This is a genomic window from Billgrantia ethanolica (assembly GCF_021404305.1).
Lineage (GTDB): Bacteria > Pseudomonadota > Gammaproteobacteria > Pseudomonadales > Halomonadaceae > Halomonas > Halomonas ethanolica.
In genome coordinates this window covers 397,501-419,495 of sequence record NZ_JABFTX010000004.1, presented here as the reverse complement: position 1 = coordinate 419,495, position 21,995 = coordinate 397,501, and the positions used below count along the sequence as shown (strand labels likewise).

Below are 21,995 nucleotides of genomic sequence, written 5' to 3'. Positions count from 1 at the left end.
CCAAAGGTGGAAGTCATTGTCGACATCTCACGGGCCGCATCACTCAACGAATGTGCTCGAGAATACCGTCCAGTTCCTCGAGGCTGGAATAGCGGATGGTGACCCGCCCCTTGCCGCCGCGACCGTGCTGAATCCTGACCGGAGCCCCCAGCACTTCGCCGAGGCGGGTCTCCAGACGCGCAACGTCGGGGCTGGGTGCCGCCGCCGCGACTCTCTTCGGTTCGCCCTGGGTCAGACGCTTCACCAGCGCTTCGGTATCGCGCACGGTGAGATCCTTGTTGACCACCTCGTGGGCCGCGCGACGCTGCTTGGCGGCGGGCAGCACGAGCAGGGCACGGGCATGGCCCATGTCGAGATCGCCGCGCTCGAGCAGGGTCTGCACTTCCGGGTCCAGCGCCAGCAGGCGCAGCAGGTTGGCGACCTGGGCGCGGGACTTGCCCACCGCATCGGCCACCTGCTGCTGGGTGAGTTCGAACTCCTCGAGCAGCCGCTTGAGCGCCATCGCCTCTTCCACCGGGTTGAGGTTCTCGCGCTGAATGTTCTCGATCAGCGCCAGGGCCAGGGCGACTTCGTCGCTGACCTCGCGGATCACCGCCGGGATGGTGTCGAGTTCGGCCAACTGGGAGGCGCGCCAGCGCCGCTCACCGGCGATAATCTCGTAGCGCGACTCGCCGATGGGCCGTACCACGATGGGCTGCATCACGCCCTGAGCACGGATCGAGTCGGCCAGCTCCTCCAGCGCCTCGGGCTGGATGTCGCGACGCGGCTGATACTTGCCGCGGGTGAGCTGGCTCAGCGGCAGGCGTTCGAGTCGCTCCTCGATCTCGGCTACCACCGCCGGTTCGCTCGCAGCGTCGGGCAAGGCCTGCCCCTCGGGCAGCTCGAGATTCTCGCGGCGGCGGGCGCCGGCACCGATCAGGGCATCCAGGCCGCGGCCCAGGGCGCGTTTTCGCGTCATCAGCATTCCCTCATCACGAGCGGGTCACGACAGTAGGCTCCACCCGGCGCACTACAGCGACAGGCGACGAATCAGTTCCTTGGACAGCACCCGGTGGGCCTGGCTGCCGCGCGAGAAGCGCGCGTACTTGGTCACCGGCAGGCCGTGGCTCGGCGCCTCGGCCACCCGCACGTTGCGCGGGATCGTGGTCTTGAGCAGCGCCTCGCCGAAATAGTCGCGCAGTTGCTTGGAAACATCCCGAGTCAGGCTGTTGCGACCGTCGAACATGGTACGCAGGATGCCATAGATCGCCAGGTCGGGGTTCACGCTGTCCTTGATCTGCTCCACGGTGTCGAGCAGCGCCGAGAGTCCCTCCAGGGCATAGAACTCGCACTGCAGCGGGATCAGCACGCCATTGGCGGCGGTCAGGGCGTTGACGGTGAGCATGTTGAGCGAAGGCGGGCAGTCGATCAGCACCACGTCGTACTCGCCGGCAACGCTGGCCAGAGCCTCGGTCAGGCTGCGCTCGCGGCCCTCGGCGCGGTCGAGCAGTTCCACTTCCGCGGCGGTGAGATCGCCGTTGCCGGGCAGCAGCGAGTAGCCGGCGGTGGGGCAGTCGAGCATCACCTCGGGAGCACTCTTCTCGCCCAGCAGCAGGTCGAGCACGCTGCCCTCGAGCGAGTGCTTGTCGATGCCGCTGCCCATGGTGGCATGGCCCTGGGGGTCGAGATCCACCAGCAGCACGCGACGATCCAGCGCGGCCAGGCTGGCGGCCAGGTTGACGGCGGTAGTGGTCTTGCCCACGCCGCCCTTCTGGTTGGTCAAGGCGATGATTTGACTCACGGGCGACTTCCTTGCGTCGACGGCTCGCTTCAACGGCGGCCTGGGTTGGAATCGGTTCGCTCGACGATCAACAGCTGACGCTCCCCCACGGTAAACGGTACCGCCAGCACGTGGCGCTCGCTCACGACCACGCCGGCATCCAGCGCCGCCAGCTCGTCATCGGCGGCCGGCCCCTTCATGGCCAGCCAGCGTCCGTCGCGGGCCAGCAGCGGCTCGGTCAGCGCGACGAAATCCGCCAGGCTGGCGAAGGCGCGTGAGACGATCTGCGCGAAGCCTCCCGGCGGTGGCTTGAAGGCCTCGACCCTGGCCTGCACCGGGGTGACGTTGGTCAATCCCAGCTCCATCACCGCCTGGCGCTGAAAGCGCACCTTCTTGCCATTGCTGTCGAGCAGCGTGACCGCCAGGCTCGGCTCGAGGATCGCCAACACCAGCCCCGGCAGCCCGGGGCCGGCGCCGACGTCGAGCAGCGGCGCGGCGCCGACATGAGGCAGCACGGCCGCGCTGTCGAGCAGGTGCCTTGACACCATCTCTTCCGGTGAGCGTATCGCGGTGAGGTTATAGGCGCGATTCCACTTGTGCAACAGCTCGACCAGGCGCAGCAGTCGCTCGCGCTTCTCTGCGCCGAGTTCGATACCCAGTGCCGCGAAGCCTTCGTCGAGGCGAGCCGCCACTTGAGGCGTGATGGCTTCGCTCATGCGTTGGCCACTCGCGTGTCGTCGAGAAGACGGCGTTTTTTCAGGTGGATCAGCAAGATAGAGACCGCCGCTGGGGTCACGCCGGAGATCCGCGAGGCCTGGGCCAGGGTCTCGGGACGCGCCTCGGCAAGCTTCTGACGAATCTCGTGGGAGAGCCCCTCGACCTGGGCATAGTCGAGATCGGCCGGCAGCGGGGTGGCTTCGTGACGCTTGAGCTTGTCGATCTCGTCCTGCTGACGGTCGATATAGCCCTGGTACTTGGCCTGAATCTGTACCTGCTCGGCCACCGCCTCGTCGTTCACCGGCTCGCCGGCGAGGTGGGCCACGTCGGCGTAGCCGAGCTCGGGGCGCTTGAGCAGGTCGAGCAGGCTGTACTCGCGGGCCAGCGGCTTGCCGGTCCTGACCTCGATGGCCTCGGCGGCCGGACTGCCGGGCTGCACCCAGCTGGCCTTGAGCCGGGCGCTCTCGCGCTCGATCGCCTCGCGCTTGACGCTGAACGCGGCCCAGCGTGCGTCATCGACCAGCCCCAGCTCGCGGCCGGCCTCGGTCAGGCGCAGGTCGGCGTTGTCCTCGCGCAGCAGAAGGCGGTACTCGGCGCGCGAGGTGAACATGCGGTAGGGCTCCTTGGTGCCCAGGGTGATCAGGTCGTCGACCAGCACGCCGAGGTAGGCCTCGTCGCGCCGCGGCCACCAGGCCTCGAGCCCCTTGGCACGGCGCGCGGCATTGAGGCCGGCGAGCAGCCCCTGGGCGCCGGCCTCCTCGTAGCCGGTAGTGCCGTTGATCTGACCGGCGAAAAACAGGTTGTGGATGAATTTGGTTTCCAGCGAGTGCCTGAGATCGCGCGGATCGAAGAAATCGTACTCGATGGCATAGCCGGGGCGGGTGATATGCGCGTTCTCCAGTCCCTTGATCGAGCGCACCACCTGCAGCTGCACGTCGAACGGCAGCGAAGTCGAAATCCCGTTGGGGTAGAGCTCGTGAGTGTCGAGGCCCTCGGGCTCGATGAACACCTGGTGGCTCGCCTTGTCGGCGAAGCGGTGCACCTTGTCCTCGATCGATGGACAGTAGCGCGGCCCGACACCCTCGATCACGCCGGAATACATCGGCGAGCGGTCGAGGTTGGCAAAGATGATCTCGTGGGTGCGCTCGTTGGTGTGCGCAATGTGACAGCTCACCTGACGCGGGTGCATCTCGCGATTACCGAGGAAGGACATCACCGGGGTCGGCGTGTCGCCGGGCTGCTCCTCGAGCACCGAGAAATCGACGCTCTTGGCATCCAGCCGCGGCGGGGTGCCGGTCTTGAGGCGATCGACCCGAAACGGCAGCTCGCGCAGGCGGTTGGCCAGGGCGTTGGAGGGCGGGTCGCCGGCGCGGCCGCCGCGGCTCTGTTCGAGCCCGATGTGGATCACCCCACCGAGGAAGGTGCCGGTACACAGCACCACGGTTTCGGCACGAAAACGGATGCCGGTCTCGGTGACCACGCCACGCACGGTGTCGCCATCGACGATCAGATCCCCGGCCGCCTGCTGAAAGATCGTCAGGTTGGGGGCGTTCTCCAGCATGCCGCGAATGGCCGCCTTGTAGCGCACACGGTCGGCCTGGGCGCGAGTAGCACGCACCGCCGGACCCTTGCGGGCGTTGAGTACGCGGAACTGAATGCCACCGAGATCGGTGGCCAGGCCCATGGCACCGCCCAGCGCATCGATCTCCTTGACCAGATGGCTCTTGCCGATCCCGCCGATGGCGGGATTGCAGGACATCTGACCGAGTGTCTCGATGTTGTGGGTCAGCAGCAGGGTCTGACAGCCCATGCGGGCGGAGGCCAGAGCGGCTTCGGTTCCCGCATGGCCGCCGCCGATGACGATGACGTCAAAGCGGTCGGGATACTCCAAGGTGCACCTCGTTGCGCTTGCGCGCGGATATTGCCTAGGGATGAAAAACAGCCTGCCAGTATAAACCGACTGTGGGTAACCGTCAGGGTTTTCCACACCGGGTTTGCTCGTCAGACGCGATCTACCACTCACTAAACAAAACAGAATGATTAAAAGAGAGAAGTTCTATTGTGGTTGTGACTACTGGTGTGGACAAAATCTGTGGATAACAGTTGATACCACATAGATTTCATGTTCTTGCATTGTTGACTTTCATGGTGAGAAGAGGATGACGAGCTGAGGGCGAACGGTGGCGAGGCTGTGTATAAAAGAGGGGCTTTTCCACAGCGCCAACGCTACACCGCTTTTCCACCGTTGCCTACCGTGCTTGTCACCGCAGCTGTGAACAGTCGAGCTGGAAACGGCAAAAGCCCGGGCTCATGCGGCTTGCCAGCCCCTGGGGAGCGCCATGGGAGAAAATTTATCCACAGGCGAAAAAAAAGCCCTGTCGGGAACGACAGGGCTTACGATCGGGCTTGAAGAGAGGGAGTAGGCTCAGACCATGAAGGAAGCGCCGCAGCCGCAGGTGGTCGTGGCGTTGGGGTTCTGCACCAGGAAGCGAGCGCCCGCGAGTCCCTCTTCGTAGTCGACGGTGGACCCTACGAGATACTGATAAGAGAGTTCGTCGACCACCAGGGCCACCTCACCGAATTCGATGACGGTATCGTCCTCGCCTGTGGTGTCGGCAAAGTCGAAGCCGTACTGGAAACCCGAGCAGCCGCCGCCCGTCACGTAGACGCGCAGCTTGAGTTCGGGCTTGCCCTCCTCCGCAATCAGCGTCTGGAGCCGCTTCCTGGCGGCTGCGCTGAGCATCATGGGAGTGGGGACGAAAGATTCTGCGCCGCTCATGGGCATCCTCCCGTGAGCCGAATGAATGGATAACAGTCGATTATCTTCAATTCCTAGCAAAAGGGTCAACTATTGCCGAGGGCCACCTGGCGGTGAGCCTCGGCAGTAAGGGTATATGCAAAGGGTCAGGGCATCAGGGCGGGGGCGGCGAGTCCGGCATGCTCGTCGAAGCCGAACATCAGATTGAGGTTCTGCACCGCCTGGCCGGAAGCGCCCTTGACCAGGTTGTCGATCACCGAGAGTACCACCACGGTGTCGCCGTTGCCCGGCCGATGCACGGCCAGACGGCAGACGTTGGCGCCCTTGACGCTGCGCGTCTCGGGGTGGCTGCCGGCGGGCATCACGTCGACGAAGGGCTCGTCGGCGAAGCGCCGCTCGAACAGCGCCTGCAGATCGCCGGGCTCACCGGTCAGGCGTCCGTACAGGGTGGCGTGAATGCCGCGGATCATTGGCGTCAGGTGGGGCACGAAGGTCAGACCCACCGGGCCGTTGGCGGCATCGGCGAGGCCCTGGCGGATTTCCGGCAGGTGGCGGTGGCCGGAAGCGCCGTAGGCCTTCATCGATTCGCTGGCTTCGGCCAGCAGTGAGGGCACCTTGGCGCCGCGGCCGGCGCCGGTGACGCCCGACTTGCAGTCGGCGATCAGGTGGTCGGCGTCGATCAGGCCGGCTTCCAGCAGCGGCAGAAGGCCCAGCTGCACCGCGGTGGGATAGCAGCCGGGCACGGCGATCAGGCGCGCCTGGCGGATGCGCTCGCGGTGCATCTCGGGCAGCCCGTACACGGCTTCTTCGAGCAGCTCCGGGGCGCCGTGAGGCTGGCCGTACCACTCGGCCCATACCTCGGCGTCACGCAGGCGGAAGTCGGCGGAGAGGTCGATCACTCGGGTGCCCCGCTCGAGCAGCTCGCCGGCCAGGGCATGGGCGACGCCGTGGGGAGTGGCGAAGAAGACTGCGTCGCAGGTTCCCAGACGCTTCGGGTCGGGCTCGCTGAAGGCCAGCTCGTCGTAGTGACCGCGCAGGTTGGGGTACATGTCGCAGACGCGCACACCGGCTTCGGAGCGCGAGGTGATCGCTTCGACCTCGACTTGCGGGTGCTGCGCCAGCAGCCTGAGCAGTTCGACCCCGGTGTAACCGGTGCCGCCGACGATTCCGACCTTGATCACGATGCGACTCCTTCGATGGTTGCCTGGCAGGGAGCGGCTGCCAACGGGACCGCTCTGTCCGGATATGATACACAAGAGAGGGGGCGACCACCCAGCCGGCGCGTCCCACTCACAAGGAATGCCTGGACAGGAAACTGCCGTGCCGCGTCTTTCGCTACCTAGCTTCAGTCTCGAGAGGTTTCGCCGCCAGCTGGCCAGCGTCGATGCCTTGCCGCAGCTGTGTGTGCTGGGCGTCGTCTCGGGGCTCGTTACCGGTGCGGTGATGGTCGCCTTCCGCTTGCTGCTCGAGCTGGGGGGCGTGCTGTTCATGCCCGGTGGCGATCACGAGGCCTTCGAGGGTTTGCCGCCGATGGTGCGCACGAGCCTGCCTTTGATCGCCGTGGCCGTGATCGGCATTTTCCTGTGGCGTCAGCCGCCCGCCGCTCGCAAGCTGGGCGTCGGTCACGTGATCGAGCGGCTCACCTATCATCAGGGGCGCTTTCCGCTGCGCAACTGGATCAATCAGTGGTGGGTGGGGGTGACCACGGTGCTGGGCGGCCTCTCCGCCGGCCGCGAAGGGCCGGCGATACATCTAGGCGCGGCCGCGGCCAGCGGCCTGGGCCAGCAGTTGCGCCTGCCGCACAACAGCCTGCGAGTGCTGGTGGCCTGTGGCACGGCGGCGGGCATCTCGGCCTCGTTCAATACCCCGATTGCCGGTGTCATCTTCGCCATGGAAGTGGTGATGATGGAGTACACCATTGCCGGCTTCATGCCCGTGATTCTGGCCTCCACCATGGGGGCGCTGGTGGCCATGCTGGTATACGGTTCCGAGCCGGCCTTCCAGGTACCCAGCGTCAGCCTGGGCTCGTTGATGAATCTGCCGTGGATCGTGGTCACGGCGCTGTTCATCGGGCTGCTGGCCGGACTCTTCATCCACGTGGCGCGCAGCGAACGCATCGCCGGGCTGCCGGTGCCGCTGCGTCTGGCGCTGGTGGCATTGGCCACGGCAACGGTGGCGTGGTGGTATCCCGAAGTCCAGGGCATCGGTTACGACAGCATGGAAGCCGCATTGGCCGGCAATCTGGCCGTCGAGGTGCTGCTGGCCCTGGTGGTAGCCAAGCTGCTGCTCACCGCCATCACCGTGGCCAGCGGTATTCCCATCGGCATCATCGGCCCGGTGCTGGTGGTCGGGGCCGCCGCCGGCGCTCTGGCCGAGCTGCTGGGCGCCTGGCTGTTCCCGCAACTTGAGATGGAGCCGGGGTTCTACGCCATGCTGGGCATGGCGGCGATGATGGGGGCGGTGCTGCAGGCGCCTCTGGCGGCGCTCATGGCACTGCTGGAACTGACCCACAACCCCAACATCATCCTGCCGGGCATGCTGGCGGTGGTGGTGTCGGGACTGACGGCACGCCAGCTGTGTCGCTGCGACGGCTTCTTCATCAGCGTGACCCGCCATGGCCTGCACCCGCTGCAACAGCCGCTGATGCAGGCGCTGTCGCGGGTCTCGGTGCCGGCGGTGATGGAGCGCAGCTTCGTCGCCACGCCGCGCATGGTTACCCGCGATCAGGCGCGGGTGCTGCTCGATGCCAGACCGGCCTGGATATTGATCGTACGTTCGAGCGACGACAAGCCGACACTGGCGCTCAAGGCCGCTGACCTGGCCCGTGCCTTGATGGACGAAACGCAGGAAGCCGAAGCGGTTGGCGAAGACGAAGAGGCGCTGATCGATCTGCTCGAGGTACCGGGGCTGCGTTTGGAAATGGCGCCGATCCATCATCAGGCAACCCTGTCGGAGGCGTTCGAAAGGCTCAACGATCAGGCGGTCGATGCGCTGTTCGTCGAGCAGGGACGGCGCCCGAAGCAGCAGCGAATTTCCGGTATCATCACCCGCGGCTCCATCGAGCGTTACTATTCATTGAAGTGAGTCGCTGAAGTGAGAGTCGCTGAAGCGAGTCATTGAAGTGGGCCGGGCTAGTACTTGAAGTACGTTCAATGAAACGAGGCGGCAGCGATCGTCGTCGTCATCTCTGAGGAGACTGCATGTATCTCTGGATCAAGGCGCTGCACATCGTGGCCGTGGTGACCTGGTTCGCGGCGCTGTTCTACCTGCCGCGCCTCTATGTCTATCACGCCATGGCGCGCGACAAGGGCGAGCAGCAGGCCATCGATTACTTCAGCGTGATGGAGCGCAAGCTCTATCGCGGCATCATGACGCCTTCGATGATCGCGGTGATCGTGTTCGGCCTGTGGCTGCTCTATCTGATGCCGCACTGGCTCGGCATGGGCTGGATGCACGTCAAGCTGCTGCTGGTGGTGTTGCTGGTGGCCTACCACCATGTCTGCCTGGTCTATCTCAAGCAGTTCGCCGCGGGGCGCTGTCGTCGCAGCCACGTGTTCTTTCGCTGGTTCAACGAGCTGCCGGTGGTCGTGCTGCTGGCCATCGTGATCCTGGCCGTACTGAAGCCGTTCTGACCATGGCCGGCGAAACGAACGCACAGCTGCCCGTGGTGCTGGTGATGGCCGGCCACGACCCTACCGGCGGCGCGGGCATCATGGCCGACGGCGAGGCGATCGCCGCCTGTGGCGGTTGGGCGCTGACGGTGCCGACGGCGCTGACGATACAGGACTGCCGCGACGTGCACCGCGTGGTACCGGTGCCGGCCGAGCTGATTCGCGAGATGGCGGCGCGGCTCTCCGGCTTTCACCTGGCGGCGATCAAGGTCGGCCTGCTGGTGAGCCGCGAGACGCTCGATGCCGTGGTCGACATCATCAAAGCGCATCCAGGCATCCCCGTGGTGGTCGATCCGGTGCTCAAGGCGGGTGGCGGAAAGGAGTTATCCACATCCACCATGGTCGAGGCCTTCCGCTCTCGTCTGCTACCGCTTGTGGATATCCTGACGCCGAATCGTCTCGAGCTCGAACGCCTGGCCGGAACGGAGCCACAGGATGACGAAGCGCGTGCGCGTCGATTGATGGCGCTGGGCTGTCGTGCCGTGCTGGTGACCGGCAGCGATGACCCCGATAGCAACGTGCCGCAGGATGTCGTCGAGCAGGTGCTGTATGCATCAGAACAGAACCGTGCCTGGCGCTGGCCGCGGCTGGCAGGCAGGTTTCACGGCTCGGGCTGCACGCTGGCCGCAGCGTTGGCGGCACGGCTCGCGGCCGGTGAGTCCATGGAGGTTGCCTGCGAGCAGGCTCAGCGCTTCACCTGGCAGGCGCTGGCCAAGGCCTGGCAGCCGGGTAATGCTCAGGCGCTGCCGCGGCGAACGGCTGCCCAGGGCAGCTGGCACGATCCCTTACAGGGCGTGGCCAAAGCCCCTTCAATGAGCGAAGATCACCGTAACTTCACCACGCATTCCAAGGTTATCCAAGAAGTTATCCACAGACCGGGCAGCGTGAGCCTGGCACTTCCCGTGACGGGGTTACACCATTCTCGTGACAGCAAAGAGGCTTACATGACCACTTCCGAAACGCTCTTCGAACAGGCTCGCCGCCATATTCCCGGTGGCGTCAATTCTCCCGTGCGGGCCTTCAAGGGCCTGCACCGGCCGCCGGTGTTCATGGAGCGGGCGCAGGGTGCCTACCTGTTCGACGTCGAAGGCAAGCGTTATGTCGACTATGTCGGCTCCTGGGGGCCGATGATTACCGGCCACGCCGATCCGGACGTGCTGGGGGCCGTGCGCAGCCGACTCGACCATGGCCTTTCGTTCGGCACGCCGACGGCCATCGAGACCACCATGGCCGAGCTGATCTGCGAGATGATCCCGACCATCGAACTGGTGCGCATGGTCAATTCGGGCACCGAGGCCACCATGTCGGCGATTCGACTGGCGCGTGGCTATACCGGACGCGACAAGATCGTCAAATTCGAGGGCAACTACCACGGCCACTCCGACTCGCTGCTGGTCAAGGCCGGCTCCGGTGCCCTGACCCATGGCGAGCCCAGCTCCCCGGGCGTGCCGGCGTCGCTGGCCGAGCACACCATCACGCTGTCCTACAACGATCTCGATGAGGTGGAAGCCTGCTTCGAGGAGATCGGCAGCGAGATCGCCTGCATCATCGTCGAGCCGGTGGCGGGGAACATGAACTGCATTCCGCCGCAGCCGGGTTTCCTCGAAACCCTGCGCCGGGTTTGCACCGAGTACGGCAGTGTGCTGATCTTTGATGAAGTGATGACCGGTTTTCGCGTTGCCCTGGGTGGGGCCCAGGCGCACTTCGGCATCGAGCCCGACCTGACCTGTCTGGGCAAGATCGTCGGCGGCGGCATGCCGGTGGGCGCCTTCGGCGGCAAGCGTGCGATCATGGAGCAGATCTCACCGCTGGGGCCGGTCTACCAGGCGGGTACGCTGTCGGGCAATCCGCTGGCCATGGCCGCCGGTATCGCCCTGTTGACCAAGCTGCGCGAGCCCGGCTTCCACGATGCCCTGGCGCAGCGCGTGGAAACCCTCTGCCACGGGCTGCAGGAGCGCGCCGATGCCGCCGGGGTCGACATGATCACTCAGCGCGTGGGTGGCATGTTCGGGTTGTTCTTCACCGGACAGACTCGGGTCGACAATTTTGCCCAGGCCACGGCCTGCGATGCCGAGGCCTTCCGCCGCTTCTTTGCGGCAATGCTGGAAGAGGGCGTTTACCTGGCACCCTCGGCCTACGAGGCGGGATTCATGTCGAGCGCGCATACGCCGGAAGACATTCAATTCACGCTGGACGCTGCCGAGAAGGCATTTGCCAAGGTACGCTAGGCTTGATGAACAGATAACAGGAGTGATCATGGACGCCACTTCAGTGCCCTGCTCGACCTCAGCCACCGCCCTCGAGCTGGATGAGCTGATCGATTCGCTGGTGGCGTCTCACCGCTCGTTCGTCGATGATCTGCCTTATGCGGGGTCGTCGGGCTCCCTGGCGGCAACCCGGGCCCTGGTCGAAGAGGAGGTCGGCGTGCTCGATGTACGCCTGAGCGGTGAGGAGGATCGCTTGCACCTGCAGCGGCTCAAGGCCTGGTTGGAGCAGGAGATGGTGAGGCTCGAACCATGGTTCGACGAGCGTGGCGAACCGCGTCCGAGCTGGATCGTGGGCCGGCAGGTACTGCCGCTGTGCGATCGCCAGCGCCTCCTCATGACCAGCGCCCTCGATCTCGAGCCAGCGGATCCCATGGCCAGACGTTGCCTCGACCCGGGGTTCGACCTGGTCTCGCTGCTGGTGGGCCTGTATGTCCGCGACGAGACGCGACTGGCGCACTACGCCCTGGATCGCTATCTGCGTCTCTCCGGTGATTACTCCCTGATGCGACTGATCTCGGTGTTTGCGGTGTGTCGTTGCCTGGCAGGGGCGCGGCGAGCGCTGCGGCGTTCGGAGTCGGGACGTGAGCCGGCATTTCGCCTGGCGGAGATCATGACCGAGTGTCGTCGCTATCTCGACCTGGCCGAACAGGTGTCCAACTTCCGCTTTCCGCCGTTGATCATCGGGGTTGGCGTCTCGGGCAGCGGCAAGAGCCGCTTCATGGCCGAGATCGTCGAGCGGCTGGGGGCCGTCAGGCTGTGCTCGGATGCCGAGCGCAGGCGGCTTTTCGGAATCGATCCACAGGAGGTAGAGCCCGAAACGACTGTGGATATCTTCAGCCCCGAGTCCACCGAGCGTACCTACCAGCGTCTGGCCAGCCTTGCCGGCCTCCTGCTCAATGCCGGCATACCCACCTGCATCGATGCCACCTGCCTGACACGAGCGCAGCGGCAGCTGCTGCGCCAGCAGGGCGAGGCGCGTGGCCTGCCGGTGCTCATCGTCAGCTTCGAAGCGGACGAGGCAACCTTGAAGAAGCGTATCGTCAAGCGTTCAGGGGAGTATGGGGTAGATCCAGATGAAAGCCTTGCCGTACTGAAGGGCCAAATGGACGGCTTCGAGGATTTTTCTCCTGACGAAAGGCGTAATTTGTTGCGCATAGATACCACGGCGGAACATGTCGGTGATACATTGGCCTTATTGGTCGAGAAGCATTTCAATTTGAGCTATAGCTGAGGACCTAATGAACAGGCTTTCATGGATCCTCTTGGCCAGCTTGATAGGTTTCAGCTTCAAGTTGACCGTTGCCGGAGCGAATGCCATGTCGGAGCAGATAAGCCGGGGTGATCCACCCGAAAGTGAGATCGTAATCGTCTTCGATGGCGTACCGAACACTCGCTTTCAAGCTTCATTGACGATCGATGATGGGGGGCAGATCACTACTCACGAGCTGGAAGAGAGCGTTCCCAGCGAATACCGCTATAAAGGGGAGGTATTGGAAGCACGCATCCGCCAGACGAGCCAGGAAGGCGCTCTGAGCGTCGAGGTTCGTAAGCGGGGAAATGTCAGCCGTTCCAGCTCCCAAGGGCAGGGGAGCGAAATCAGACTTCGGGTCAGATAGCGTTCCGATCTCGCCCCTTCTTCGCCCCTTCCTCGGTCAGGCCATGGCGTCGGATTGCCTGGCAGCATGCAGGTCGGGCTTGCGCACCTGCCTGCGGTGATAAAGATATCGCTTGTAAATGGCCCAGCAGTGAAAGCTGAGGAATGTCAGTACGAACCCCAGGACAATGAGTCTTGGCATCCACGATGTCGCAATCGTCATAATCCAGACATCACTGCTGATGATGGAGAGGGTCGTCTTGACGATCAGCGTCAGCCAAACGGCCAAGGTCAGTGCGGTGATGGATAAGTCCCTGGCTCGATAGGACAGGCTCCTTTTGCCTGGATTGTTGATGACTACGGGATGCAACTTATTCATGAAAAATCTCTCCTCTGTCCGGGCTGGTCCAGGTAGCTAATCGGCCTTTCTGTCGCTTTGCCGCCTTGGGAACTGCCAAGACAACCGTTGCCATGTTCAGTAACCAGTAGATGAGCGGATACCAGACACACCAGTATGCGCAACGTAACATGCCCCGTTCATAACGACTGTCGATAGCAAAACTGACGGTAAACTGAATGAAGCTCAGTATGATAAGGGTGCTGGCAATGTAGGTAAGCAGTGTGCCCGAGTAGATCGCTGACGATGTCAGGAAGGCCAAGGAAAATAGCCAGGACAGCAGCATGAACAAAGCCGAATAGCACCACACCACACTGACCATGTACTCCAGCATCAGTGGCCAGAAGCGCCGGTTCTGCCATCTCACCGTCCGCGTGAAGTAGCGCAGAAACACTTCTGCACCGCCCTGGGCCCAACGCAGGCGCTGACGAAACAGACCGCGGAGGGTTTCCGGCATCAGCACCCAGCACAGCGCTCTCGGCTCGTAGCGGACCTGTCCGCCTGCCATTTGCAGACGCCAGCTGATGTCGATGTCCTCGGTGATCATGTCGGTGTTCCATCCGTCGATGGCTTCCAATGCGCTCCGTCGAAACGCGCAAACCACGCCGGAAATCGTGAACACCATGCCGTAGATTCGCTGGGCTCGCTTGATCAATCCGATGATGGAGGAGAACTCGCCGGTCTGTATCTTGCCGATCACCGTGGAGCGCGTTCTCACCCTGGGATTGCCGGTTACGCCGCTTACATTGGAACTTTGCAGGAAGTGGCCCACCATGTAGCCGATGGCGTCGTAATCGAGAATGGCATCGCCATCGATGCCAACGATGATCTCGCCAGTGGCTTCCTCGAGCCCATGGTTGAGAGCGCTGGCCTTTCCCTGATTGCTCTGATGAAGGACCTTAAGGTTCGGGCAGGTGAGCTTGAGAGATTCCAGCAGCTCCCCTGTTGCGTCTCGGCTGCCATCGTTGATGGCGATAATTTCCAGCTTTGGGTAGTTTTGATGCTTCAGATGCTCAATGGTTTCCCGGATATTCGCGGCTTCGTTATAACAAGGAAGTAACAGGGTTACATTGGGGCATGCCTCATCCCATATCTGGGGTGCAGGCCAAGCCTGCTTCCGCTCCCAATGCAGGTAAAAGTAGAGCCCACCGCAGATCCATATCGTAGCCATGACGCTGGGATACGCATAGGTAAATATCGATATGGCATCAAGGATATTCATTGCTTCGCCCCAAATCGCTGGCCAAGGGAAAAGGTCGGACGCAACATGTAAATATCGGGGTGATTGATGTGAAAATCGTCTGGATAGTAGCCGATGTGCCTGACACCGTTTTGCTTCACGGTGGCGACCCAGTCGATCAGGACTTCGTTGGAAACCAGCGAATCGTCTCGCCAGTCGCGAGTCTGTAATTCGAACACCAGCTGATCGGCAGGAACGGCAGCCAGCGATGCCCGTGCCAGTTCCCCCAGCCAGTGCTGAGGATTGTCAGCCGCCTCCATGTAAGGCATGGCCATGACCGCGACATAGTCGTAGGCGGAGGCAAAATCCTCTGGTGATTGTGCGAACCAGGCCTGACTTTCAGGCTCCAGGATTGGCAGGGCAAAGATGTTTCGAGCAGTTGTGAATATCTTATTGTCGGATTGGCGATAGTAGTTGGCAGCCTCGACCAGCTCGAGGGTGAACTGCGTCAAGAACGACGTCTTTCGTTGGGTCCATAAGCTAAATAGCGCTTCATCAGAGCGTATGCTGTCGACATCGGGCGGTAGATTCCATTCGGCGGCATAGACACTTCGAGCCTCATCGCTGGCATCTTCGAAATCGGTCAGGAATGCATCGTCATGGAAGAGCAGGCCATCGAACTTGGTCATGCGGCCGAGATCTTCATATATCTCTGCAATGAGCTGTCGATTGGATACCGAGTAGGGTGAGAGACGAAGATAGTGTTCCGGTGCCTGCTGCCCGGTCCTGGCATCCGTGACGTAGGCGTGCCCCGGACCGAGGTCGAAGGCGAGCACCGGCATCCAGGCATAGACCTTGACATTGGCGCGTTTCTTCAGCTGCCAGGCAACGCGATTGAACAGGTCCTCGCGCATCGGGAGATGACGGTTGGGAAAATAGAGTGCCTCGGCCACGCCATTGCCGTTGGGGTCGGCAAAAGCCTGCAGGTAGACCGTGCTGACGCCGAAGCGGTAGATGCGGTCGATCAGCAGATCCAGATTGGCTTCCTGCTGAAGGGGGTCGGGATCGTATACGTAGTCGAGATCCACATGCACGATACGCAGGACGTCGCGTTCCCACACCCGGTTGCTGAGTATCTCCTCGAAGGTCTGCAGGCTGGTTTCCTGATCGATGAGGTAGCGCCCCATGACCCTGGTGCCGTCACCGATACGGTTGGGCTGGCTGAGGAGGCTGAAGCTGTGGGGCATGCCGTACTCGGCGGCAATGTCCAGAGTGGCCTGACTGTAGGCCCCATAGGGCCACACCATGAGGCGCGGCGGCGTGCCGGTGATCTCCTTCAACTGCTCGCTGGCCCGATGCATGTCGTCGCGTATTCGCTGCAGATAGTCGGCCTCGCTCTCGTAACCGTCTGTCTGCCAGCGGCTGGTGACGGCGGCCGCCTGCTCATTGCCTTGGGGGTTGCCGATCACTCCATAGTGGAGGTCATAGGTATGCGACGCGATCTCTATCAGCGGATCGGCATGCAGCTCCCGTAGTTGTTCCCGGGTCATGATGCGGTCCCGTTCGAGAAAGCCGTCGCCATAGGGCACGGGGTCGGTTGACGAAACATCGATCCAGCTGCCGACTATCGCCGTGACGGCAGGGTAGCGATAGAGCTGCAGGAGCGGGTAGACGATGTCGTAAAAGCTGCGATAACCATCATCGAAGACCAGCATGACGGCCTTGTCGGGCAAGGGGGTGATGCCGGCCTCGGCGTTGAGTACCTGTTGCAAGGAAACGGGCTGGTAGCCTTGTGCCCTAATCAGGTTGAAGTGTTCGATGAGACGCGTTCGTGTGATCGTCTGCGGTAGCAGGGCAAGCTCCGGTGTCACATCGAGATCGACCACGTCATGGTAGCTGATCACCACGAAGTCATTGCTCTCCCGGGCCGCCAGGGTGGGCTGGGCGAGAAGACAGAGGCAGAGCAGGCCGAAGAGAAGGGCCATCCGGACGCTCATGGGAATCTCCATACCAGGGTGGCTGTCACTACCGTGTCGTGTTCGGCCTGGCCGTCGTACACGGCTCGCTGGCGGGCAATGCCGTATTCTATGGATACGCTGGGCAACAGCTCCCAGCGCTGGTGGTAGCCGAGGCTCCAGGTGTCGTCGTCGTCTTCGCCTTGCTGCCAATACCGACCGATACCGGCCGTGATGCCCTGAGTGAAGGTCCGGCGATAGCCCAGGGGATGGGCGTACTCGAGCGTCAGCTCTCCACTGAGGTAGGTGTCCCGCTCGGGGTTGTAGTAGCTGGCATCCACCTCATCGTTGAGAGAACCGCCGAGCCAGCCGGTTGCTGCAAGCAGCCAGCGGTCGCGGTGATAGAGCCGCTCCTGCCAATAGCCGAGCGCGCTGCGACGCAGGTTGCCATCGTCGAAATCGGTCAGGCTCACCTCGGTGCCCAGGCTGCGTCTTTCATCACGCCGATAGGTCAATGCTGCGTGGTAGCGGTCGGCATTGACGTCGTCGTTCAAGGCACGTACCGGCGTGGTAAGACTGTTGTATTCGGCGCCGAGCGTGACGGCGAGATGGTCGGTGAAGTCATGGCGCAGCGTCGCGCTGAAATGCGGCTCGTCATTGAGTTGCAGGCCATGGCCGGCAGCCAGCGTGAGCTGGCTGGGGAAGAGGTTCCACTCGAAGCCAGCGATGGCATATCCCGCGCGCAGTGGCCCTTCGTCGAAGGTGCCCTGCTGATGACGATGCTGCAGGAAGTATCGCGACCCGTTGTCGCTGCGGGGCGAGCGAAAAATGACATCGCTGCGCCACTCCCTGGATGCCTGGGTGCCACCCCCACCTTGGCCATCGCTTTGCTCGACGGAAATGCTGAGCTCAGCGGCGCGCTGCTCTCGCCACTCCCGCTCGAGGTTGTCTTTCGATACGCTGGGTTTGGCGTTGTCGAGTTCCTGCCGTACCTGTGTGACCGTGCCTTGCCAGTTACCCTGCTGAAGCCTGGCCGTCAACTCACCGTGGCGAGCCGTATCGTGATGGTCGGGTCCCAGTAATGAAACGGCCTGGCGATAGTCGGCCTGGGCCTGTTCCGGCCAGCCGCGCCAGCGTCCGATATCGCCCCGTAGCTGCCATAGATAGGCATTGGCTGGTGCTTCGGCCAGATAGGCGTCGACCTGAGCCAGCGCCCCCCGCTCGTTACCCCGCCAGGCCTCGAGCATGCTATCGAGCATGAGTACTTTCGATAGATTGGGGTTCTCGATATGGGTGGTGCCGGTGAAATCCCGACGATAGGGAGGTTCGGAACGGCGCCAAGCTTCTAGCAGGCGCTGCGCCTCGCGAAACTGTCTGGCATCCGTATGGCTGAAGAACAGCGCCTCATAGAGAGGATCGCTGAGATCCGCCCCCCGCTCTGGCTCTTCCCTTATAAGGAGTTGATAGATCGCGATGGCTTGCTCGGGACGCCCCAGCCCGTCGAGCGCATGCGCCCTGGCTCGCAGGACGTAGTTGGGCAGGTGGCCGTATTGGTGCAGTAGCCTCTCGCTCAATGCCTCGGCCTGTGTGAAGCGACGCAGTTGAGCAAGTGCCACGACGCGGTCGAAGTTCGCCAGCCTTTCCAGATCGGGATGCAGGTCTTCTGCCGCCAGTACCTGATCGAGCAGTGCCAGACCCTGCTCGATACTGCGATGATCGTCGATGTGAATACCGAGGCGGATGGCATTCACGCCCTCGTAGTAGCGCAGCCAGAGCGCATCGCTGGAGGTAAAGAGTTCGGGGTTTTGCTCGATCATGCGTCGTGCAGGCTCGCTGGCGCCGAGTCTCAAGGCCAGACGATACAGGGCGCGTATCTCGTTGGTTTGGTCCGGGCCTGTTTCGACCAGAGCCTGACGTACCTGGAGTTCAGCGAGGACATTGCCGGTCTCGGCCGCCAGGTAGCCTCTCGCTTCCATGGCTTCCAGCGTGGTGCCGGAAAGCATTTCGTAGCGACTCAATGCGCTTTCGGCTAGTGCATACTGTCCAAGGTCGGTGTGCGCCAGGGCCTGCCCCAGCCAGGCAGCCGGATCCTCGGGGTCTTGTAGGGCCAGTTGCGAGAAGAAACTCAGTGCGAGTTCCGCATTCCCCTGCCGGCGTGCTGCACCGCCCAAATCGAGCAATTCACTTTTCGTGTACGTACCTACCGGGCATTGTGGACAAACGGAGAGTGCCTCATCGAGTCGATCGGCGCGTATCAGCAGCGCGATCAGGTCACTGCGTACCGCAACGTCACCCGTGTGTGAGTAGAGCGTATCGAGACGCTGTATCGCCGCTTCCCATTGACCACTGTCGATGGCTTGCTGCACGAGCGCCTGACGCTGAGTGTCGATCGACGTCTCGGCAAAGGAGATCGCTGGGTGGAGCGCAATCAAGCAAAGAGGCGCAACGGCAAGTAACAAGCGTTTCATCAGGCCTCGTCTCGCGCAGGTGGCATCGGGCGAATCTCGGGGTATTGCTCATGCCGTGTCTCGGCGATGATGGCGTGAAAAGGCCCCGCCCGAGCGGGGCCTTTTCAGTCAGACTCAGTGCTGGAATACATGAGCAGTGTTGCCGCCGCCCACCTGAGTGGTGGTCGCTGCGTTGTTGCTGCCCAACTGCACGTGAGTGGCCGTGTTACTGGCCAGGCTTAGCAGGCCTGCAGCAGACTGGGTGATGGAGGAGTAGTGGTTCTTGCCGGACTGGAAGGAGTCGGCCAGGTCGTTATAGCCGCTCTGAGTTACCTCGGAGACGTGATTACGACCGTTCTGTACGATGACAGCATCGTTGTTGAAATTGCTCTGGTCGACATTGGCATAGTTGTTGATGCCAGACTGAGTGATGTCGGAGGTGTTCTTCAGGTCACGCTGGGAAACATCGGCGATGTTGGCTGTTCCGGTCTGGACGACGGTGGAATCATTGAAGCTGCCGCTCTGATCGACATTGGCGTAGTTGTTGATACCAGACTGAGTGACGTCGGAAGCGTTCTTGAGGCCTTCCTGCTGGACCTGTGCGACGTTGAACTTGCCGTCTTGCACCACGTCGGAGCTGTTGGCGAAGCCATCCTGGCTGATCTCGGCAAAGTTGTTCCAACCGTTCTGGTAGGTGGAGGCGCTGTTCTTTGCACCTTCCTGGCTCACTTCCAAGACGTTCTTCGTACCGATCTGCTGGCTGTCGGAAGCGTTGAACATGCCTTCCTGACTGACAGAGGCGCTGTTGTTGGTGCCGTTCTGGAAGACGTCCGCATCGTTGCCCCAGCCCGCCTGTTCGATGTCCGATACGTTATGTCCCAACCAGCCCTGCTGATGGACGGTCGCGCCATTGGCTACGCCATCCTGGCTCACACCCGAGGTATTGTTACCCCCCAGGAACTGCGTGAGCTGGGATACGCTGACGTCGTTGTTGTAACCGGCTTGATCGACATTGGATACGTTTCCATTGGCAAGTGCCGTACCGGAGAAAGCGATAGCGGCTGCCATGACGGTCATCTTGAATTTCATGTTAATTCCCTCTCGTTTGAAATCCCTGGTTGAGCTTCGTTGCCGCCAGGGTGGATTCAGGATTCGATAGCGTGGCTATCGCTTCCATTTGCCACTTACGGAATCAAGCATTTATCTTTTTATCAATCATGCTTCTTGAGCTTCTCCATGGCAGGCTCCGGGCAGTCGTCGTTAGCCAAGAAACTAGTAACGATAGACTTGAACGGCTGCCTGTCCACGTGAGAACTGGGTGATGGTGATTGGGCTCGTGCGATGAGTACCCAACTGATGAATTTCTGCACTGCCATAAGCACCATGCTGGTTAATGGTTGCTTCTTTGCCGTACCCGACCTGTACGATGCCGGCGTCGTGGCCTAGGCCGTTTTGCAGAATCGACGCTTCCAGGTGAGCGCCGCTCTGTACTATTCGAGCTTCGTTGGCGTGTCCGGCTTGCTTTGTGCTGGCAAGGTTGGCAAAACCCTGCTGCATGATGTGCGCGCCATTTTGACTCCCCTGCTGCAGGATAGCGGCTTCGTTTCCTTGGCCTGCCTGGTAGATGGTCGCTACCTGTCGAGACGCGACACTCGATGATTCGACATCGAGTTCTGAACTTGGCATGAGATCGCCAGCCAAGGCGGATTGGGCCGCAATTAGAGCCATCCCTACAAAAAATGTAACAATTCCATTTTTCTTCATGGCACTTACTCTAGCGATTTTACGTTCCGTTACAGTGTCGGTATATGGGTGCTTTCCTTCCATAACTCGGAAGTTTTATTTTGGGTATTAAATTTTTAGCACTTGTGGTTTTTCCTGAAGAATTAGTTTTTTCTCTCCTCGAATTAACCGTACGGAAACGCAACTGTAAAAAAAAGGCGCCAGAATATGGCGCCTGAAAATATGCGTGTTGTTCACAGCATGGGGGAGGAAGCGTCGCGGTAAGCCATGAGTACTTCGTTGTCATATTCGGATGGGTCTGCCAAGTTCCAAAGGCCTCGATCGACTCCCTGAGTGACGAGGTGAATGACGGCGGATTCGATCGCCGACATCACGGCCATCTGCACCGGTTCATTGTGAGTATATCCCGCCTCGGCTTCCAGCAAGCGGCGGAAACTGACGAAACGATAGACGCCTGCCCGTACCTCATAGGAATAAACCGTCTTGCTGGTATTCACATTGGCGAGGACTTCTCCCGTTGCGATATCCACGGCGCGAAGGTTGACGGTCACCTGGTCGACTTGATACTGGCCGGATGCGCCGATACCGAAATATTCCGCTCCTACACCGCCTGTCTTCATGTTGGAGTCGTAAGCGATGATGCCGCCTTCCATCAGAATACGCGCCGCGTTGAGCGAACCAAGCTCATGTTCTCGCCCGTTGCGCTCAAGATTCGCGCGAATGATACGGCGCTCCGTCAGCAGATTCTGCAAGCCGACGCGTTCGAGCGGCACGAACCAGCCAGAGTCGGCCAGAGCTGAACTCAGCATGGCGGCGCCGCCCTGGGTCACAGCCGTCGAGAAGGTACTGGCGGGCTGAGGACGATACTGCCCCGTCTGATCCCTGAAGTCATATACGGCCGTGAAGATAGGAGCTGCAGGTCGGGGAAGGTTGGTAAGGTCCACGTAGGTGCCAGACCGAGGAATCAGGGTCGCTGGTGCTCCTTCCAGGCCCTCCGGGGAAGTGACCATACCGACACACCCGCCGAGGAAGATCAGACCTGACATGAGACCGATTCTGAGTACGTTCATGCTCATCCCCCTTAGAATGGTGTTCCGAAGTCGATGCGCGTCACTTCGTTGGTTCTCTTGTCGGTGATGACCATCTGAAATGCGCCGCCACCCACGTTGACGAACCTGACATTGAGGGAGGAGTTGTCGATGACACTTTCGCTGCCGCCGGGATTGTTAGGATCGAGCGCGTCGTCGATGGCTCGGTTGATGAGGTCGGCACGCAGGTCTTGAAGGAAGAAATCCACTTCCGAAAACCTTCCGAAATCAGGAGCGTTGGGATCTCTATTGGTATCCTGTGCCTGTGCTTTATTGAGCAGATGATTACCAAGCAGGGGGTCGCCACCGAATGACGGGTTGATGGGGCGATAAATGAGCTCTCCTGCCACCACTCCTGCCGAGGGCAGCAGCAGACAGCATAGGCAGGCAAATTTCAGTGTACGGATCTTCATGATGCT

19 protein-coding genes and 1 pseudogene are annotated in these 21,995 nt (G+C 61.7%); 6 read left to right on the top strand and 14 right to left on the bottom strand.

The features are described from left to right. Positions 1-43: 43 nt before the first annotated feature. The 6 genes from HOP53_RS18520 to argC all read right to left on the bottom strand — a co-directional run bounded on the left by HOP53_RS18520 (position 44) and on the right by argC (position 6,415). Entirely contained in the window at positions 44-958 is a 915-nt protein-coding gene (locus tag HOP53_RS18520) for a ParB/RepB/Spo0J family partition protein (protein ID WP_234271375.1), read from the bottom strand. A gap of 51 nt (positions 959-1,009) precedes the next feature. Next, positions 1,010-1,780, bottom strand: a complete 771-nt coding sequence (locus tag HOP53_RS18515; protein ID WP_234271374.1) for a ParA family protein — start codon at positions 1,778-1,780, stop codon at positions 1,010-1,012. A 29-nt stretch (positions 1,781-1,809) separates the two neighbouring features. Beyond that, the gene (gene rsmG / locus HOP53_RS18510; RefSeq protein ID WP_234271373.1) at positions 1,810-2,475 is read right to left on the bottom strand and encodes a 16S rRNA (guanine(527)-N(7))-methyltransferase RsmG; all 666 of its coding nucleotides are present in this window, start codon (positions 2,473-2,475) and stop codon (positions 1,810-1,812) included. Continuing rightward, positions 2,472-4,367: a tRNA uridine-5-carboxymethylaminomethyl(34) synthesis enzyme MnmG gene (mnmG, locus tag HOP53_RS18505; protein WP_234271372.1), complete on the bottom strand. Its 1,896-nt coding sequence runs from the start codon at positions 4,365-4,367 to the stop codon at positions 2,472-2,474. Before mnmG ends, rsmG begins: the two co-directional genes overlap by 4 nt. Before the next feature lie 534 nt (positions 4,368-4,901). Further along, positions 4,902-5,255 (bottom strand): iron-sulfur cluster insertion protein ErpA, encoded by a 354-nt coding sequence (gene erpA, locus HOP53_RS18500; RefSeq protein ID WP_234271371.1) that lies wholly within the window; start codon positions 5,253-5,255, stop codon positions 4,902-4,904. A gap of 125 nt (positions 5,256-5,380) precedes the next feature. Then, positions 5,381-6,415, bottom strand: coding sequence for an N-acetyl-gamma-glutamyl-phosphate reductase (argC, locus tag HOP53_RS18495; protein WP_234271370.1), 1,035 nt, complete (start codon positions 6,413-6,415; stop codon positions 5,381-5,383). Positions 6,416-6,554: 139 nt separating this feature from the next. Between argC and HOP53_RS18490 the strand changes: the two genes are divergently transcribed. The 6 genes and pseudogenes from HOP53_RS18490 to HOP53_RS18465 all read left to right on the top strand — a co-directional run bounded on the left by HOP53_RS18490 (position 6,555) and on the right by HOP53_RS18465 (position 12,788). Then, positions 6,555-8,318 carry a chloride channel protein gene (locus tag HOP53_RS18490; protein WP_234271369.1) on the top strand — a complete coding sequence of 588 codons (1,764 nt, stop codon included), beginning with the start codon at positions 6,555-6,557 and terminating at the stop codon, positions 8,316-8,318. Between the two features lie 116 nt (positions 8,319-8,434). Continuing rightward, the gene (hemJ, locus tag HOP53_RS18485; RefSeq protein ID WP_234271368.1) at positions 8,435-8,866 is read left to right on the top strand and encodes a protoporphyrinogen oxidase HemJ; all 432 of its coding nucleotides are present in this window, start codon (positions 8,435-8,437) and stop codon (positions 8,864-8,866) included. Positions 8,867-8,868: 2 nt separating this feature from the next. Then, positions 8,869-9,660 (top strand): annotated as a pseudogene (gene thiD, locus HOP53_RS18480) (bifunctional hydroxymethylpyrimidine kinase/phosphomethylpyrimidine kinase); the annotation flags it as partial. Between the two features lie 189 nt (positions 9,661-9,849). Beyond that, on the top strand, positions 9,850-11,133 hold the full coding sequence (gene hemL / locus HOP53_RS18475; protein ID WP_200825258.1) for a glutamate-1-semialdehyde 2,1-aminomutase: 1,284 nt from the start codon (positions 9,850-9,852) through the stop codon (positions 11,131-11,133). Positions 11,134-11,161: 28 nt separating this feature from the next. After that, positions 11,162-12,403: a P-loop nucleotide/nucleoside kinase family protein gene (locus HOP53_RS18470; protein WP_234271367.1), complete on the top strand. Its 1,242-nt coding sequence runs from the start codon at positions 11,162-11,164 to the stop codon at positions 12,401-12,403. Positions 12,404-12,410: 7 nt separating this feature from the next. Then, positions 12,411-12,788 carry a hypothetical protein gene (locus HOP53_RS18465; RefSeq protein ID WP_234271366.1) on the top strand — a complete coding sequence of 126 codons (378 nt, stop codon included), beginning with the start codon at positions 12,411-12,413 and terminating at the stop codon, positions 12,786-12,788. A 36-nt stretch (positions 12,789-12,824) separates the two neighbouring features. Here HOP53_RS18465 and HOP53_RS18460 read toward each other — a convergent pair whose 3' ends face one another. The 8 genes from HOP53_RS18460 to HOP53_RS18425 form a co-directional block, all read right to left on the bottom strand. Beyond that, entirely contained in the window at positions 12,825-13,145 is a 321-nt protein-coding gene (locus tag HOP53_RS18460; protein ID WP_234271365.1) for a hypothetical protein, read from the bottom strand. Further along, the gene (pgaC, locus tag HOP53_RS18455) at positions 13,138-14,385 is read right to left on the bottom strand and encodes a poly-beta-1,6-N-acetyl-D-glucosamine synthase (RefSeq protein ID WP_234271364.1); all 1,248 of its coding nucleotides are present in this window, start codon (positions 14,383-14,385) and stop codon (positions 13,138-13,140) included. The genes HOP53_RS18460 and pgaC overlap by 8 nt, the downstream gene beginning before the upstream one ends. Further along, positions 14,382-16,340 carry a poly-beta-1,6-N-acetyl-D-glucosamine N-deacetylase PgaB gene (gene pgaB / locus HOP53_RS18450; protein ID WP_234271363.1) on the bottom strand — a complete coding sequence of 653 codons (1,959 nt, stop codon included), beginning with the start codon at positions 16,338-16,340 and terminating at the stop codon, positions 14,382-14,384. The genes pgaC and pgaB overlap by 4 nt, the downstream gene beginning before the upstream one ends. Next, entirely contained in the window at positions 16,337-18,766 is a 2,430-nt protein-coding gene (gene pgaA / locus HOP53_RS18445; RefSeq protein WP_234271362.1) for a poly-beta-1,6 N-acetyl-D-glucosamine export porin PgaA, read from the bottom strand. Before pgaA ends, pgaB begins: the two co-directional genes overlap by 4 nt. 114 nt (positions 18,767-18,880) lie before the next feature. After that, entirely contained in the window at positions 18,881-19,834 is a 954-nt protein-coding gene (locus tag HOP53_RS18440) for a hypothetical protein (RefSeq protein WP_234271361.1), read from the bottom strand. A gap of 183 nt (positions 19,835-20,017) precedes the next feature. Further along, positions 20,018-20,509, bottom strand: coding sequence for a hypothetical protein (locus HOP53_RS18435; protein WP_234271360.1), 492 nt, complete (start codon positions 20,507-20,509; stop codon positions 20,018-20,020). A 212-nt stretch (positions 20,510-20,721) separates the two neighbouring features. Then, the gene (locus HOP53_RS18430; RefSeq protein WP_234271359.1) at positions 20,722-21,558 is read right to left on the bottom strand and encodes a CsgG/HfaB family protein; all 837 of its coding nucleotides are present in this window, start codon (positions 21,556-21,558) and stop codon (positions 20,722-20,724) included. A gap of 11 nt (positions 21,559-21,569) precedes the next feature. Continuing rightward, the gene (locus tag HOP53_RS18425) at positions 21,570-21,989 is read right to left on the bottom strand and encodes a curli assembly protein CsgF (RefSeq protein ID WP_234271358.1); all 420 of its coding nucleotides are present in this window, start codon (positions 21,987-21,989) and stop codon (positions 21,570-21,572) included. Positions 21,990-21,995: the final 6 nt, after the last annotated feature.

Coding starts and splice junctions, on each gene's coding strand:
- HOP53_RS18520 (WP_234271375.1), bottom strand. CDS start 958: ATGACGCGAAAACGCGCCCTGGGCCGCGGCCTGGATGCCCTGATCGGT.
- rsmG (WP_234271373.1), bottom strand. CDS start 2,475: ATGAGCGAAGCCATCACGCCTCAAGTGGCGGCTCGCCTCGACGAAGGC.
- erpA (WP_234271371.1), bottom strand. CDS start 5,255: ATGAGCGGCGCAGAATCTTTCGTCCCCACTCCCATGATGCTCAGCGCA.
- hemJ (WP_234271368.1), top strand. CDS start 8,435: ATGTATCTCTGGATCAAGGCGCTGCACATCGTGGCCGTGGTGACCTGG.
- hemL (WP_200825258.1), top strand. CDS start 9,850: ATGACCACTTCCGAAACGCTCTTCGAACAGGCTCGCCGCCATATTCCC.
- HOP53_RS18470 (WP_234271367.1), top strand. CDS start 11,162: ATGGACGCCACTTCAGTGCCCTGCTCGACCTCAGCCACCGCCCTCGAG.
- HOP53_RS18465 (WP_234271366.1), top strand. CDS start 12,411: ATGAACAGGCTTTCATGGATCCTCTTGGCCAGCTTGATAGGTTTCAGC.
- HOP53_RS18460 (WP_234271365.1), bottom strand. CDS start 13,145: ATGAATAAGTTGCATCCCGTAGTCATCAACAATCCAGGCAAAAGGAGC.
- pgaC (WP_234271364.1), bottom strand. CDS start 14,385: ATGAATATCCTTGATGCCATATCGATATTTACCTATGCGTATCCCAGC.
- pgaB (WP_234271363.1), bottom strand. CDS start 16,340: ATGAGCGTCCGGATGGCCCTTCTCTTCGGCCTGCTCTGCCTCTGTCTT.
- pgaA (WP_234271362.1), bottom strand. CDS start 18,766: ATGAAACGCTTGTTACTTGCCGTTGCGCCTCTTTGCTTGATTGCGCTC.
- HOP53_RS18440 (WP_234271361.1), bottom strand. CDS start 19,834: ATGAAATTCAAGATGACCGTCATGGCAGCCGCTATCGCTTTCTCCGGT.
- HOP53_RS18435 (WP_234271360.1), bottom strand. CDS start 20,509: ATGAAGAAAAATGGAATTGTTACATTTTTTGTAGGGATGGCTCTAATT.
- HOP53_RS18430 (WP_234271359.1), bottom strand. CDS start 21,558: ATGAACGTACTCAGAATCGGTCTCATGTCAGGTCTGATCTTCCTCGGC.
- HOP53_RS18425 (WP_234271358.1), bottom strand. CDS start 21,989: ATGAAGATCCGTACACTGAAATTTGCCTGCCTATGCTGTCTGCTGCTG.